Origin of the sequence: Acuticoccus sediminis, assembly GCF_003258595.1 — a bacterium.
Taxonomy (GTDB): Bacteria; Pseudomonadota; Alphaproteobacteria; order Rhizobiales; family Amorphaceae; genus Acuticoccus; species Acuticoccus sediminis.
Genome location: NZ_QHHQ01000001.1, coordinates 387,014 through 402,535 on the forward strand (window position 1 = coordinate 387,014; position 15,522 = coordinate 402,535).

At 69.5% G+C, this 15,522-nt stretch carries 11 protein-coding genes; 4 read left to right on the forward strand and 7 right to left on the reverse strand.

Translation table 11 applies throughout. The features are described from left to right. Nucleotides 1–86 precede the first annotated feature (86 nt). Nucleotides 87–569, reverse strand: a complete 483-nt coding sequence (locus DLJ53_RS01600) for an MSMEG_0572/Sll0783 family nitrogen starvation response protein (protein ID WP_111341742.1) — start codon at nucleotides 567–569, stop codon at nucleotides 87–89. A 270-nt stretch (nucleotides 570–839) separates the two neighbouring features. Here DLJ53_RS01600 and DLJ53_RS01605 point away from each other — a divergent pair, with 270 nt between their 5' ends. Beyond that, the gene (locus tag DLJ53_RS01605; RefSeq protein WP_111341744.1) at nucleotides 840–2,309 is read left to right on the forward strand and encodes an aminotransferase-like domain-containing protein; all 1,470 of its coding nucleotides are present in this window, start codon (nucleotides 840–842) and stop codon (nucleotides 2,307–2,309) included. Nucleotides 2,310–2,583: 274 nt separating this feature from the next. On the opposite strand, the gene DLJ53_RS01610 is transcribed toward DLJ53_RS01605, so the two are convergent. From DLJ53_RS01610 to DLJ53_RS01635, 6 genes are all read right to left on the reverse strand, one after another. Next, a complete protein-coding gene (locus tag DLJ53_RS01610) occupies nucleotides 2,584–3,525 on the reverse strand; it encodes a carbohydrate ABC transporter permease (RefSeq protein ID WP_111341745.1) in 942 nt (313 codons plus the stop codon). Nucleotides 3,526–3,535: 10 nt separating this feature from the next. Then, on the reverse strand, nucleotides 3,536–4,489 hold the full coding sequence (locus DLJ53_RS01615) for a carbohydrate ABC transporter permease (protein WP_111341747.1): 954 nt from the start codon (nucleotides 4,487–4,489) through the stop codon (nucleotides 3,536–3,538). 195 nt (nucleotides 4,490–4,684) lie between these two features. Beyond that, a complete protein-coding gene (locus DLJ53_RS01620; RefSeq protein WP_111341749.1) occupies nucleotides 4,685–6,004 on the reverse strand; it encodes an ABC transporter substrate-binding protein in 1,320 nt (439 codons plus the stop codon). A gap of 71 nt (nucleotides 6,005–6,075) precedes the next feature. Continuing rightward, nucleotides 6,076–7,149, reverse strand: coding sequence for an ABC transporter ATP-binding protein (locus tag DLJ53_RS01625; protein WP_111341750.1), 1,074 nt, complete (start codon nucleotides 7,147–7,149; stop codon nucleotides 6,076–6,078). A 273-nt stretch (nucleotides 7,150–7,422) separates the two neighbouring features. Continuing rightward, nucleotides 7,423–8,505 carry an NAD(P)/FAD-dependent oxidoreductase gene (locus DLJ53_RS01630; protein WP_111341752.1) on the reverse strand — a complete coding sequence of 361 codons (1,083 nt, stop codon included), beginning with the start codon at nucleotides 8,503–8,505 and terminating at the stop codon, nucleotides 7,423–7,425. A 61-nt stretch (nucleotides 8,506–8,566) separates the two neighbouring features. Next, nucleotides 8,567–9,883 (reverse strand): TAXI family TRAP transporter solute-binding subunit, encoded by a 1,317-nt coding sequence (locus DLJ53_RS01635; RefSeq protein WP_162408761.1) that lies wholly within the window; start codon nucleotides 9,881–9,883, stop codon nucleotides 8,567–8,569. Between the two features lie 250 nt (nucleotides 9,884–10,133). On the opposite strand from DLJ53_RS01635, the gene DLJ53_RS01640 reads away from it, so the two are divergent. From DLJ53_RS01640 to DLJ53_RS01650, 3 genes are all read left to right on the forward strand, one after another. Continuing rightward, nucleotides 10,134–11,462, forward strand: a complete 1,329-nt coding sequence (locus tag DLJ53_RS01640) for a mechanosensitive ion channel family protein (RefSeq protein WP_111341756.1) — start codon at nucleotides 10,134–10,136, stop codon at nucleotides 11,460–11,462. A gap of 93 nt (nucleotides 11,463–11,555) precedes the next feature. Next, nucleotides 11,556–13,199, forward strand: coding sequence for a hydantoinase B/oxoprolinase family protein (locus DLJ53_RS01645; protein ID WP_244934978.1), 1,644 nt, complete (start codon nucleotides 11,556–11,558; stop codon nucleotides 13,197–13,199). Nucleotides 13,200–13,261: 62 nt separating this feature from the next. Beyond that, nucleotides 13,262–15,334, forward strand: coding sequence for a hydantoinase/oxoprolinase family protein (locus DLJ53_RS01650; RefSeq protein WP_111341760.1), 2,073 nt, complete (start codon nucleotides 13,262–13,264; stop codon nucleotides 15,332–15,334). The last annotated feature ends 188 nt before the right edge of the window (nucleotides 15,335–15,522 follow it).

Here is a 15,522-nt window from a genome sequence, read left to right on the forward strand (position 1 = left end):
TCGGGCGCCGGGCGCCCTTGCGGCGGCCGGAGCGGCCGCCGCGGCGGGGAGGCCGAGCCGCCCCGGGAAGTTGCAGGCCGCCCGCCTCAGACGGTCCAGGTGTCGAGGATGACGGCGTTGGCCTTCTTGTGGATCAGGACGCAGTCGAGCACGTCCTGCGGGGCGATCGGGACGATGCCGGGGAGCAGCGACGGCTCGCCGTGGCCGTAGAGGGCCTGGAGGGCGAAACGGCAGGCGTAGACCTTGCCCCCCTCGCCCATGAACTTCTTGAGGTTGGCGGCGAAGTTCTGGTGGCCGGGGAAGGCCTCGTCGCCGAGCGTCGGGAAGCCGCGCTGGATGCCGAGCGTGACACCCGGGCCGTAGAGGAGGATCGAGGTCTCGTAGCCCTTCCGGTTGAGGCGGATGGCGTTGAGGATGTTGACGAGCCCGATCGAGCCCTCGAACGCGACGGTGTGGAAGGTGACGAGCGCCTTCTCACCGGGATCGGCTTTGACGTCCTCGAAGACCTTCTGCTCGTAGTCGACGAAGTAGTCGCCGTCCTTGTGGGCTTCCTGGGTGACTGCGGGCATCTCGTGCTCCTTGCTGTGTCCGGACGGGAGGAGACGCCCTCCATTCAATCAAGTCAATCACCATTCAATGTACAGACAATAAATTCAGCACAGATCCACCTGTTTGCGGCAGATCTGGGCATGAAATCTCGCCATAAGCTTAACTTTTCAGCGTTGATTGGCGCATGAATGATCGGATTCCTGCGCCCGCAATGAGGGGCTTGCGCCAGATCCATACAATGTGCTTCAATGTCCCGGTCGGCAACGCGTCGGCGCGTGGCGGAGACCCTGATGATCGACTGGACCCCTGACCTCGGGACGAGCAGCCGCCCGCGCTACATCTCCATCGCCGAGGCGATCGAGCGGGACGTGCGCGCCGGCACCCTGTCCCCGGGGGACCGCCTGCCGCCGCAGCGCAAGCTGGCCCAGCGCCTCGGGATCGACTTCACGACGGTCTCCCGCGCCTATGCCGAGGCGCAGGCCCGGGGCCTCGTCGACAGCCACGTCGGCCGCGGCACGTTCGTGACGGCCGGCGCGCCCGGGCGCGGCAGTGCCGCCGGCGACGCGGCCGGCCCGGTCCCGGCCGGCATCCCGCTCAACGGCGCGAACGGCACAGCGGCCCCGCCGCCGGCGGCCCCCGTCCCCGGCGCGCCGGATCCCGCGCGCGTCGTCGCCACCGACCTCTCGATGAACATGCCGCCGGAGCCGGCCGACCCGGCGCTCCTGTCCCGCATGCAGGAGGGGCTGAGCGCAGTGTCGGCGAACCTCGTCCACCTGCTGCGGTACCAGTCCGCCACCGGTTCGGAGAAGGACCGCATCGCCGCGTCCACGTGGCTGTCGCTCCGCGGCATGGTCCCGCGGCTGGAGCGCATCGCGGTGACGCCCGGCGCGCACCCGACCATGACGGCGATCCTGTCGATCCTCACCCGCCCGGGCGACACGGTGCTGTGCGAGCGGATCACCTATCCCGGGTTCCGCAGCATCGCCGGACGCATGGGCCTCAACCTCGTCGGACTGGAGATGGACGGGGACGGCATCCTCCCCGACGCGCTGGAGAGGGCGATCGCGAGGGTTCGCCCGAAGGCGCTCTACCTGAACCCGACGCTGCAGAACCCGACCACGATCACGATGCCGGTCGAGCGGCGCCTTGCGGTATCTGAGGTCCTCAACCATCACGGCCTGCCGCTGATCGAGGACGACGCCTACGGCTTCATCCCGCCCAAGGCGCCCGCCCCGCTCGCGGTCTCGGCGCCGGACCTCACGTGGCACATCGGCGGGCTCGCCAAGTGCATCGGGGCGGGCCTGCGCCTCGCCTACACGGTGGCGCCGTCGGGCCGCGACGCGTTCGCGCTGGGCCAGGCCGTGCGGTCGTTCGCGGTGATGCCCTCCCCGCTGTCGATGGCGCTGGCGACGCAGTGGATCGAGGACGGGACGGCCGACCACATCCGCCGCTTCATCCGCTCGGAGTCGGCCGCGCGGCAGCGCATCGCCGCGGAGGCGCTCGACGGGTTCGAGTTCCGCGCGGCGGACAATGCCTTCAACATCTGGCTGAGCCTGCCGGAGGGGGTAGGCCGGTCCGACATCATGGCGCGGATGGCCGGCCGCGAGATCGGCATCATGCCGTCCGACGCCTTCACGGTGGACGGCCCGCCCGACGAGCGGCTGCGCGTCTGCCTCGGCGGCTCCATCACCCGCGAGGCCCTGCACACCGGCCTCTACCACCTCGCCGACGCGATGGTCCCCGCCCCCTACATGGGATGACCCCAGGCCCGCCGCGCACCACGGACCCAACCACCCGCGCGGACACGGCAAGGCCTCAGCCTGTTCCCCGGAGCCAACCATCGCTGAAGCCCGACAGGAACCGGAGCGGGGTGCAGGGCAAGGCCGAAGAACGAAGTGTGCCTTGCCCTGCACCCCGCTCCGGTTCAGGGCTTCATCAGCGATGGTTGGCTTCGGGGAACAGGCGACCGCCCCTGTTCCCTGGTGAATCCGGAGCGGCCCTGCGGTCCCGCACGCAGACGACCGTCGAGTCCGCCTACTCCTTCACGGCCCCGGTCATCGACGCGACGTAGTGCTCGACGAAGAACGAGTAGAGGATCGCGACGGGGAGCGAGCCCATCAGGGCGCCCGCCATCAGCGAGCCCCAGTGGTAGACGTCTCCCTCGACGAGCTCCGTGATCACGCCCACCGGCACGGTCTTGTTCTCCGACGAGGAGATGAACGTGAGCGCGTAGATGAACTCGTTCCACGACAGCGTGAAGGCGAAGATGCCGGCCGAGATGAGCCCCGGCACCGCGAGCGGCAGCAGGATCTTGACGAGGATCTGCAGCCGCGAGGCCCCGTCGATGAGGGCGCATTCCTCGAGTTCGTAGGGGATGGAGCGGAAGTAGCCCATCAGGAGCCAGGTGCAGAACGGGATGAGGAACGTCGGGTAGGTGAGGATCAGGGCCAACGGCGAATCGAACAGCCCGTACTGGAAGACGATGACGGCCAGCGGGATGAAGAGGATCGACGGCGGCACCAGGTAGGCGAGGAAGATCCCCATGCCGACGAGGCGCGAGCCCTGGAAGCGCAGCCGCTCGATCGCGTAGGCCGCGCACACCGCGCAGAACAGCGAGATGAACGTCGCGACGACCGACACCAGCATCGTGTTCCAGAGCCAGACCGGATAGCTCGTCTCGAAGAACAGCTTGTGGATGTTGGCGAAGGTCGGGTGAGCCACCCAGAACGGACTGTAGTCGGTGTAGTTGTAGAGCTCCTCGTTCGATTTGAACGTCGTGATCGCCATCCAGTAGAACGGGAAGAGCAGCACGAACAGGAAGATGACCATCGGGATGTAGACGGTCACCACCCGCCGCGGCAGCGACACGAGGTAGTCCGTGCTCGCGCCCTCGGGCTCGTCCTTCGGGTTCTGCCGGCCCCACTTCCAGAAGCGGGCGGACGTCTCGGTGAGCTTTTCCTCTTCGCTGACAGCCATGGTCGCCCCCTTAGTCCCCGCCGCCCTGCTGCCAGCGCCGGCGTTGCAGTCCGAAGTAGCTGAAGAGGATCGCGCCCAGGAGGAACGGGATCATCGACACCGCGATCGCCGCGCCCTCGCCGAGGTAGCCGCCGGGAATCGCGCGCTGGAAGGACAGCGTCGCCATGAGGTGCGTCGCGTTCAGCGGGCCGCCGCGGGTCAGCACGTAGATCAGCTGGAAGTCGGTGAACGTGAAGAGCACCGAGAAGGTCATCACCACCGCGATGATCGGCGTCAGCATCGGGAAGGTGACGTAGCGGAAGCGCTGCCAGGGCGACGCGCCGTCGATCAGCGCCGCCTCGTAGAGCGACTGCGGGATCGTCTGCAGGCCGGCGAGCAGCGTGATCGCCACGAACGGGATGCCGCGCCAGATGTTGGCCGCGATCACCGAGGCGCGCGCGTTGGCCGGGTCGCCCAGGAAGTCGATGTAGTGGTCGATGAGGCCGAGCTTCACCAGCGACCACGAGATGATCGAGAACTGCGCGTCGTAGATCCACCAGAAGGCGATGGCCGACAGAACCGTCGGCACGATCCACGGCAGCAGGACGATGGCGCGCAGCAGCGCCTTGAACGGCAGGTGGTGGTTGAGGAGCAGCGCCAGCCAGAGGCCGAGGCCGAATTTGATGATGCTCGCGACCACCGTGTAGAGGAACGTGTTGAATACCGCGAGCCAGAAGACCGGGTCTTCCATCAGCCATTCGTAGTTCTCGAGGCCGATGAAGGTGCCCGCCTGGCCGATGCGCGCGTCGGTGAAGCCGAGCCAGACGCCGAGCGCCAGCGGATAGGCGAGGAACAGCAGCAGCAGCGCCGCCGCGGGCAGCATGAACCAGAAGCTGAGGAAGCCCTTGCTCTGCCCGATGCGCGAGATCCTGCTCGGCGCATGCGCGGCGGCCCGTGCGCTGGGCTGTTGAACGTCTACGGCCATCAAGGCGCCCTTCGGTCAGATCGGCGGGCGGTGTCGCCCCGTCGGTCACGGTCCGCGAGCGTCAGTCCGCCCGCGCGTCCATCCGTGCGGACGGCCCGTAGGCCGCCAGCACCTCGAGCGTGACGGCGGCCGCACGGGCCGCCGGTGCCGCGCTTCGGGCGCCTCGGCGCCCGGAGCGTCGGCGGAGCGAGCGCGTCAGCGGTACGAGCGCTCGGCGCGGCGCGCGGCGTACTTGGCCGCGTCCTTCGGGGAGCGCTCGCCGGAGGCGGCCTGCGCGAACATGTCGACGATGATGTAGTCGGCCATCGTCGCGGCGGACGCGGGGCCGAGCTCGCCGGAATAGCCGTTCCAGAGCATGTTCTTGACGCAGTCGCGGTACGGCTCGGACTTCGGGATCTCGGTCCAGACCGAGTTCTCGGCGTAGGCCGCGAGCGGGTGCGAGATGTAGCCGTTGGCCGCGAGCTGCCAGGGCTCGTACTGCTCCTTCTCCCACATGAAGCGGAGGTACTCTTTCGCCGCATTGGGGTACTTCGTGTAGCCGAACACCATCGCCTGGGTGAACAGGTGCAGCTCGGTCGGCTTGCCGACGGGGCCGACGGGCATCTGCGCGTGGTAGATGTCCTTGGCCATCTCCTGCAGCGCCGGGTCGTCCGAATTCTTCGCGGCATACCAGATCGAGATGCCGTTGATGGTGGCGCCGAGCTCGCCGGCGAGGAACACCTTGTTATTGTTCGGATCGAGCCAGGAGAGCGTGCCGGGGATGAAGTACTGGTAGAGCTCCTTCACGTACTCCAGCGCCGCGACGGTCTCGGGGCTGTCGAGGACGACGGCGTTCTCCTCGTCGACCATCTTGCCGCCGAAGCCCCACAGGATGGTGTGCAGCCAGCCGTTGGCGTCGCCGACGCCGTGGCCGAGCGCCATGCCCATCGGATGGCCGTTCTCCTTGAGCTTCTTCGCGACGTCGAGGAAGCCCTGGGTGTCGGTCGGGAAGGTCTCGAAGCCGGCCTCCTGCACCCACTTCTGGCGGTAGACGACGCGCGCGCCGGAGGCGCCCAGCGGCAGGCCGATCCACTCGTCACCCTTCTTGCCGTAGCGCTGCGCGGCGTCGTACCAGCCGCCGTACTTGTTGCCGAGGTACTCGGCGAGGTCGGTCAGCGGGACGAGCTTGTCCGGGTACTGGTGCGGGTCGTCGAACCAGCCGAGGATGATGTCGGGTCCCGAGCCGACGTTCGCGGCGACGGCGGCCTTCGGGCGCACGTCCTCCCACGACTCGTTGTCGACGCGGACCGGCACGCCCGTCGCCTCGGTGAACTTCTTCGTGTTCTCCATCCAGAGGGTCTCGTCGCCCTGGACGAACTTCGACCACCTGAGGAGCCGCAGCTCCGCGCCGTCCTCCGGCTTGAAGTTCATCGTGTCCTGGGCGAAGGGTTGCCGGATGCCGAGAAGCTGGCTGCTGGCCGCCCCCGCGGCCACGGCGGAGGACGTCTGCAGGAAGCGGCGTCTCGTAAAGCTCATGGTCTTCCTCCCGATCTATGGCCGGTCTTCGCCGGCTCTCTCGTTGTTCCCGCCGCGCGGGCGGGACGTGATCAAAGCCGGCGCCCGCTCTCGGCGTCGAAGACGTGCACGAGCTCGGTGCGCGGGGCGAGGTCGATGCGCTGGCCCGGCTGGAAGGCGTGCCGCTCGTCGAACATCGCGCACACCTCAGCCCCGGCCATCTTGGCGAAGGCGAGCGTGTAGGCGCCGGTGGGCTCGATGACGTCGATCTCCGCGGGGACACCGCCGCCGCTCCCGTTGGCGAGCGAAATGTGCTCGGGGCGCACGCCGTAAATGACCTTGTGACCGTCGGCCGCCTGCAGGTTCGGCGGGGTCGGCAGGCGGATGTCGCCGCCCGCGACGACCGCCGGCACGCCACCCTCGCGCGATACGCGGCCTTCGATGAAATTCATGGCGGGAGAACCGATGAACCCGGCGACGAAGGTGTTGGCCGGGTTGTCGTAGAGGTCGAGCGGGGTGCCGATCTGCTCGACGATGCCGTCGTGCATCACGACGATCCGGTCGGCCATCGTCATCGCCTCGATCTGGTCGTGCGTGACATAGACGGACGTGGTCCTGAGGCGCTGGTGGAGCGCCTTGATCTCGGTGCGCATCGCCACGCGCAGCTTGGCGTCGAGGTTGGACAGCGGCTCGTCGAACAGGAAGACCTGAGGGTTGCGCACGATCGCCCGGCCCATGGCGACGCGCTGGCGCTGGCCGCCCGAGAGCTGGCGCGGGTAGCGGTCGAGCAGCGCGCCGAGACCCAGCACGTCCGCCGCGACGCCCACGCGCTCTTCGATCTCCGACTTCGGCGCGCCCTTCAGCTTCAGGCTGAAGGCCATGTTGTCGTAGACCTTCATGTGCGGGTACAGCGCGTAGTTCTGGAACACCATCGCGATGTCCCGCTCCTTCGGCGGGACCATGTTCACCACCCGGTCGCCGATCGCGATTTCGCCGCCGGTAATCTGCTCGAGGCCGGCGATCATCCGCAGCAGGGTCGACTTTCCGCAGCCCGACGGGCCGACGAGGACGACGAACTCGCCGTCGGAAATCGAGATATCGACTCCGTGGATGACCTCATGCGAGCCAAACGCCTTACGAACGGCTCGTACGTCGACGGACGCCATGCGCGCCCTCCCTCTATCGTTTTCGCCCGGATCTGACGCCCGTGGTCGTGATCATCCCAAGCGAGGCTGACCTCCGGATGGAATGCGAGCGCAGCATGCGGCCGCGCATAAGGAAAGGTCAAGCCTCTAAATAAGTTAGAGTTTAAGTAGCTGATTTTCGGGAGGAACGCCTGCGGCGGGTGCCCAAAGTGTCGAGATTTACTGAGAATTCGTCCAGTCCGGTGTCGCAGGACCTTGGTCGGGGTTTCCTTGCGCGAGCCTGGCCCCAGCGCCTCAGCTCACCGCCAGCAGCGCGGGGTCGAGGCGCGGCAGGCGCGCGGGCGCGAAGGCCGCGATGTCGACGTGGCGGGTGGACCCGGTCTCGATCAGCTCCGCCATCGCCTCGCCCGTCGCCGGGGCGTTGAGGATGCCCCAGACGCTGTGCCCGGTGGCGACGAAGGCGCCGGGGACACCCGGCACCGGGCCGATGACGGGCCAGCCGTCGGCCGTAACCGGACGGAAGCAGGCGCCCCGGGCGACGACGGGGCTGTCGGCGAGGACGGGGGAGAGACGCGCGCACATCGCCTCCAGCCGCGCGAAGGCCCCCTCGTCCGGACCGACCGCGGCAGGGTCGACCGGCAGCGGCGTCTGGCTTGAGATGGCGCAGACGTAGGTCGTGCCGTCACTGCGGGGAAAGACCTCCGGCGTCGCCGTGCCCGCCGCATCCTTGCATTCGAGGAATAGCGCCTCGGCCGGGAGGCGGTCGCCGGTGCGGTAGACGAGGCTGTGCCCCTTCATCCCGTAGACCGCCGGCAGCGGCAGCCACCGCGCCGCCAGGATCGACCACGGCCCCATCGCCACCACCACGGCCTCGGCCGGGTGGACCGCGCCGTCGACGACGAGGCCCGTCACGGCACTGTCTGGCCCCGTCTCGACGCCCTCCACCGCGCCGGCGAGGAGCCTCGCGCCCCGCGCGACTGCGGCGTCCATCAGCGCCCCGGTGTAGCGGGCGGGGTGGACCTGCGCGGTGGTGCGGGGTCCGCCGAGCTTCTGGGTGATCGCGACCCGGCCGACCCAGTCGACCGGACCGGTCTGGTCGCCCGTCGCCTCGTAGCCGGCGTAGGTGGTCATGCGGCGGTAGCACCAGTCGGCGCCGAGGCTGCCGGCGAGTTGCTCATGCAGGGCGAAGCTGCGCCGCGCGAGGCGCTCCACCGGCTGCCCGTCGCACCAGTCGAGGGCGAGGAAGCCGCCGGACTTGCCCGACGCCGCGCACGCGACGCCGGCCCGCTCCACGACGGTCACGTCCGCCCCCGCGCTGGCGAGGTAGTACGCGATCGACGCCCCGATGGCTCCCGCCCCGCACACCATGACCTGCATCGCGCATCCTCCGCTTGGCATCCTCGCCATATGAAGCGCCGGGCCGCCGGGGCCAGTGGCGTCAGCGGGCGAGGTTCTGGGTCACCTCCGCCCGCACGAAGGCGACGTGCATCCTGAGGCGGTAGAGGTCGTCCCGGAAGGCGAGCGGGACGCGGATGACGCTCACCTGCCGCTCGACCTCGTGGAGCCCGTCGAGGACCGTCTTCAGCTCCGTCTCGGTCGAGGCGTCGAGGGCGGCCCCCTCGAGGTCCTTCAGGTCGCGGTACCACCGGTAGATGCGCCGGCGGATGCTCCACTGCAGCGTCGTCGGGCCGAAACGCAGGATCGGGATGAGGAGGGTCGCGATCGGGATCATCAGCACCCAGAACCGCTCGAAGAGATTGGCGGCCCAGTACGGCAGGTACCGCCGCGCAGGCGTCGGCCCGTAACGGAAATAGCGCTCCGCCTCCGTGTCCAGCGGATATTCCACCAGGTCGGCGCTCGGGAACTGGCCGCGCGTGCCGAGCACGGGGTCGCCGCGGGCGAGCATCGTCGAGATCTGCAGCATGAGCTGCTTGACCGCCGGATGGAGGCTCTCGCGCACCAGAAGGACGGTGGCGACGCCGAGGATCGAAGTGTCCTCCGCCGGCACCTTGTCGACGATGTCGATCGCGCGGGCGGGGAGGTCCACCCGCGAGGCGAACGGCAGGCGGCGGGTCAGCGCGTCGGCATAGTCCATCTCGACGAGGCGGATCGCCGGGTCGCGCAGGAGGTCGTGCACCCAAAGCGTCTGCGGGCTGGTCACGAAGGCCGCGAGGTCCACCGTCCCGTCGCGCAGCGCCGCGGCCGCGGCCGCGCCGTCGAGTGCCTCCGTCGCCATCCCGCCGGCGAGGCCGGTCAGGGCGAGGACGTGCATCATGAGCTGGCGCGTGCCGCTGCCGCCAGAGCCGATGGCGATGCGCAGGTCCTCCCGCCCGTCCAGCCCGGACAGGGTGTCGACCCCGCGCGAAAAGATCCACAGCGGCTCGATCGCGAGCGCGGCGAGGGAGCGCAGATGCGTATCGCGCGGCGGCGGCGAGCCGACACCGCCCTGCACGAACGCCGCGTCCACGTCCGAGGCCCGCAGCAGGTCGATGTTCTCGGCCGATCCGGCGGTCGGGACGAGGTCGACCTCGACCCGCTCCTGGCGCAGACGCAGGGCGAAGCGGCGGCCGAGGCGGTCGTAGAAGCCGTCCTCGATGCCGGTCGCGATCTTGATCCGGGCCGGCGGGGCGGGATCGACGAGGAACCACGCCACCGCCGCAATGGCGAACCCGGTCAGCACGAGAGTCGACCAGAAAACGACACGAACCGACGTCACCGACGCCGGGATGCGCGGCCGGTCGGAGGCTTGCTTCACCACGCTCAGCCACGAGAATCGCCGGGCGGGGGGCGGGTCTATCGGCGCCTTTGAGTCCAATCGTCTAACCTAATTCCAGCAATTCGGCATTTACAAACCAGTTCTTCAATTGGCAAAACCATACAGTAGACGCCCTACCAGCGCCAAAATCCTTCGACACTTACGACTTCTTCTGGGTTTTCATCGCGTAGTTTCCCGGAAGGTTAATCAGAATTCGAGGCATTGTTCGCCGACATTCCGGGAGACGCCCATGCGCTTCATGGCCCTTGCGTTCGCCGTTGTCCTGTTCATCGTTCCCGCCGCCGCCCAGGAGAACGCGCCCCCGGCCGCCGAGGCGGCCGCGCCCGCAGGCGACGCCGCGCCGGAGACGCAGCTCCCCGCCGCCATCACCAACCCCGACATCCCGGACAGCGAGCTGAAGCTCCGACTCGTTCCATTGACCAAGCAGGAGCTCGCGGAAGCCGCCGCCGCCTGGCTCGGCATCGTGAAGAGCAAGACCGAGGCGGTCTCGGAGGCGATGATCGCCGTCGCCGCCGCCGACGGCAGCCCCACCGATGCCCAGCGCGAGCGGGTCACGACGCTGACCGCCGAGCGCAAGGCCCTCTTCGACAACTACGCCGACGTGATCCGCGCGTGGGAGCTGAAGGGCGGCGATCCGGATGCGGTCGCCGAGTACAAGGCATATCAGAGCGCGATCTTCATCGACGAGGTGCGCACGTCCGACTTCAAGACCCTCCTCAACCGCGCGCTGGAGTGGCTGACCTCGGCGGACGGCGGTGTCGAGCTCGGCCTCGACATCATCATCATCGTCATCGCGATCGCCGCGCTCCTCGTCGTGGCGCAGATGGTGCGCCGCACCGCGGGCCGGGCGATCGGGCGCGTGCCGAACCTGTCCAAGCTGCTACAGGCCTTCCTGCTGGTGGTGGTCTACTGGGCGACGATCGCCATCGGCCTGATGGTGGTGCTTTCCGCACTCGGGGTCGACATCTCGCCGCTCTTCGCCGTCGTCGGCGGCGCCTCCTTCATCCTCGCCTTCGCGCTGCAGGACACGCTCGGCAACCTCGCCGCGGGGCTGATGATCATGATCAACCGCCCGTTCGACGAGGGCGACTACGTCGACATCGGCGGCACCGCGGGCACCGTGCAGAAGATGAACATCGTCTCCACCACGGTCACGACGCCCGACAACCAGATCATCCTGGTCCCGAACGGGAAGGTGTGGGGCAACATCATCACCAACGTCACCGGCAGCACGACGCGGCGCGTCGACTTCGTGTTCGGCATCTCCTACTCGGACAGCGTGGAGAAAGCGCAGGCGTTGCTGGAGACGATCGTCGCCGAGCACCCGCTCATCCTTTCCGAGCCCGCCCCCGTGGTCCGGGTGAACGCGCTCAACGAATCCTCGGTCGACTTCATCGTCCGGCCCTGGACGCGGGGCGAGGACTACTGGACTGTCTACTGGGACATCACCCGCGCCGTGAAGGAACGCTTCGACGAGGCGGGGATCTCGATCCCCTTCCCGCAGCGGGACATCCACGTCCACCAGGCGAGCGCCTCCAACAGCCTCGCCGCGGAATAGCCCGGGGCTGACCACCTATTCCGGCACGGAACTTCTGATCCTCCGTGCCGGCGGCTAGAACTGCATCTGCCGAACGATTTGCGGGAGATGCTGGTGGAAGCGATCAAACAACTGGACCCGATTTCCCGCGCGGTGATCCAGCACCGGCTCTCCGCCATCGTCGAGGAGATGGGCGAGGCGATGCTGCGCACCGCCTTCTCGCAGATCCTCAACGCGAGCCGCGACTTCTCGATGGGCATCGTCGACCGGGACTGCCGGCTCGTCGCCCAGGCCGACCACATTCCCGTCCACGTCGGCGCCCTCCCCTGGGCCGTCCGCGCGCTGGAGGCGCGGTTCGGCGACGACGTGAACCCGGGCGACGTCTTCGTCCTCAACGACCCCTACGCGGGCGGGTCGCACCTGCCGGACGTCACGGTCTTCGCGCCGGTCTTCGCCGAGGGCGAGCGGCGGCTCTGGGCCGTGGTGCGCGCGCACATGGGCGAGATCGGCGGTGCCAGCCACGGCGGCTACAACCCGAGCGCCACGGAGATCTGGCAGGAGGGGCTGCGCATCCCGCCCATGCGCCTCGCCGAACGCGGCCGGATGCGCGAGGACGTCCTCGAGATGATGCTGATGAACGTGCGCCTGCCGCGCGAGGTCCGGGGCGACCTCGACGCGATGATCGGCGCCGCGCACCTCGGCGAACGCTCCCTCGACACGCTGTACGACGAGTTCGGCCGCGCCACGGTGGACGCCGCGATCGACGAGATCCTCGACGGCGCGGAGGCGCGCGCCCGCTCCATCGTCGCCGAGTGGCCGGACGGGACCTACCACGGCACCGCCTACCTCGACGACGACGGGCGCGAGCGCAGGGACCTCGCGATCCGCGCGGCGGTCACGATCCGCGGCAGCGACATCACCGTGGACCTCACCGGGACGGACGACGAGACGAACAGCTTCGTCAACTCCGCCTTCGCCAACACGCAGGCCGCCGTCGCCATGGCCCTCGCCTACCTGATCGACGCGGACATCCCGAAGAACGACGGCGTCTTCCGCCTGCTCGACGTTCGCCTGCGGCGCGGCTCGCTGGTCCACCCGCACGAGAACATGCCGGTGACGCTCTCCACCTCGCACCCCTCCAACGAGATCGTCGAGGCGATCATCCGCGCGCTGCAGCACGCCTGTCCGGAACGGTGCATGGGCGGCTGGTCACGGCGTTTCCGCATGTCGATCACCGGGCAGAACCCGCGCAACGGGCGCAAGTTCATCTGGCACCTGTTCCACGCGCGGCCGGGCGGTGGAGCCTCGCCGCAGGGCGACGGATGGCCGGGCGCGGGCGAGTGGCACTCCGTCGGCGGCATCAAGTTCGGCTCCGTCGAGGTCTCCGAGGCACGCTTCCCGCTGGTCTTCGAGCGGCATGAGTTCCGGCCCGGCTCGGGCGGGGACGGGCAGTATCGCGGCGGCGTCGGCTGCGACCTCGACCTGCGCGTCGAGGTTCCCGCCTACGCGCACACCGCGGGCGAGGGCATCCGCCACGGCTCGGCCGGCATCGCCGGCGGGCTGGACGGCGCGCCGCACGACTACCGCCTGGTGACGGACGCGGGCGTGCAGCACCTCGCGACCAAGCAGTTCGGCATCGAGATCGCGTCCGGGAGCCTCCTCGAGATCCACTCGGCGGGCGGCGGAGGCTGGGGCGACCCGGCGAACCGCACCCCGGAGGCGCGCGCCCGCGACACCGCCGAAGGCTTCACCGAGTAGCGGTCCCGCCCGCACCGAGACCGCCCCCGATTCCGAAGACCCCGAAGATTTCCGAAGACCCCATGACCGACACCTTCAAAATCGGCATCGACGTCGGTGGAACGTTCACCGACCTCGTCGCCATCGACGCGAGCGGCGCGACGGTCGCCTGCAAGACGCCCTCGACGCCGCAGGACCAGTCGGTGGGCGTGCTCACCGGGCTCGGCAACCTCGCCGGGCGCCTCGGCCTCCCGCTGGCCGACCTTCTGGCGCGGACCGAGCGGATCGTCCACGGCACCACCGTCGCGACCAACGCGCTGCTGGAGCGCAAGGGCGCCAAGGTCGGCCTCCTCACCACCGAGGGGCACCGCGACATCATCGAAATGCGCGAAGGGCTGAAGCCCGAGCGCTACAACCTGATGATGCCGCCGCCGGAGCCGCTTGTCCCGCGCAGCCGCCGGCGCGGCGTGCCGGAGCGCATCGCCTACGACGGCTCGGTGATGATCCCGCTCGACGAGGAGGCGCTGCGCCGCGAGGTCGCGGAACTCGCGGCCGAGGGCGTCACCTCCGTCGCGATCTGCTACCTCCACGCCTACCGCAACGGCGCGCACGAGGCGCGTACCGCCGAGATCGTCGCCGAGATGATGCCGGACGCCTACGTCTCGGTGTCCTCGCGCGTGCTGCCGCAGATCAAGGAGTACGAGCGGCTCTCGACGACGGTCGTCAACGCCTACATCGGCCCCGTCGTCCGGCGGTACATGGAGCGGCTGACCGGGCGGCTGGTCGAGGCGGGCTTCGCCGGACCGCTGTTCATCATCCTCTCCCACGGCGGCATCACGCTGGTGCAGGACGCCGTCGCGCTCGCGGCCGGCACCTGCCTCTCCGGTCCGGCCGGCGGCATCGCCGGGGCGGAGGCGTGCGCGGCGCTGCTGGGCGCGCAGAACGTCATCCCGTTCGACATGGGCGGCACCTCGACCGAGATCTCGCTCATCGCCGGCGGCCGCGTTGCGCTGACCTCCGAGCGCGGGCTCGCGGGCGAGCGGATCGCGCTGCGCAGCTACGACATCCTGTCGATCGGCGCGGGTGGCGGCTCGCTCGCGGTTCCGGACGCGACCGGGAGCTTCACCGTCGGCCCGCAGTCGGCCGGCGCGGTGCCGGGGCCGGCCTGCTACGGCCAGGGCGGCACGATCGCGACCGTCACGGACAGCAACCTCGTCCTCGGCCTCCTCGACGAGGGCGCGCTCGCGGGCCGCGCCGGGCGACTCGACAGGGCCGATGCGGAGGCGGCAGTCGACGCGCTCGCCGGGGAGATCGGCCTCTCCCGAATGGACGCCGCCGCCGGCATCCACCGGCTCATCAACGTCAAGATGGCCGACGGCATCCGCCTCATGACGCTGCGGCGCGGTGTCGATCCGCGGAACTTCACCCTCCTCTCGTTCGGCGGTGCGGCCGGACTGCACGCGGCCGAAGTGGCGCGCGAGATGGGAATCCCGCGGGTCGTCGTGCCGACGGTCGCCTCGGTGCTCTCCGCCTGGGGGATGCTGGCAAGCCACCTGCGCTACGAAGTCGCCCGCTCGCAGGTCGGCAACACCGCCGTCATGGACGACGAGCCGCTCCGGGCCCTCTACGCGGCGCTGGAGGCGGAGGCGCGGGAGCGTCTGCCCGAGCGCTTCGCCGAGCGGCGCCGCATCGAACGGTCGGCGGAGATGCGCTACGGCGAGCAGATCTTCGAGGTGAACGTGCCGCTCGACGGCATCGACTTCGACGCGCCGGGTCTCACGGCCGCCGTCGTCGACCGCTTCCACCGCCGGCACGAGGAGCTCTACACGTACGCCTCGCCCGGCCAGGAGGTGGACCTCGTCAACGCCCGCGTCGCCGTGATCGGCGAGGTCGAGCGGGGCGAGGTGGCGCGGGCGCTGCCGGACGCCACGGGACCGATCGCGCCCTCGGGCCGGCGGTCGATCTATCTCGACGGGGCATTCGCCGACGTCCCGGTCTATCCGCTCGATGCCCTCGCCCACGGCCACACGCTCGCCGGGCCCGCGCTGGTGGCCGGCGAGACGACCACCGTCGCACTGCACCCCGGCGACACGGCGGCGGTGACGCGGCAGGGCTGGCTCGACATCGCCGTCGCGCCGAAGCGGACACGGGCCTGACCCCCGCGTCGCCGCGCGGCGGACGCGGGTCACCGCCGGGCGAAGGCGGCACGGGCGCTCGGCGTATTGAGGGCGCGCGCCACCGTCGGCGAGGACGCGCTCCCGACCTCAACCGTCGCGTCGGGCCTCGCTTAAATAAATCTTGAATCGACAACAATTGCGGGGCACGACCATCGTCATCCGACGTT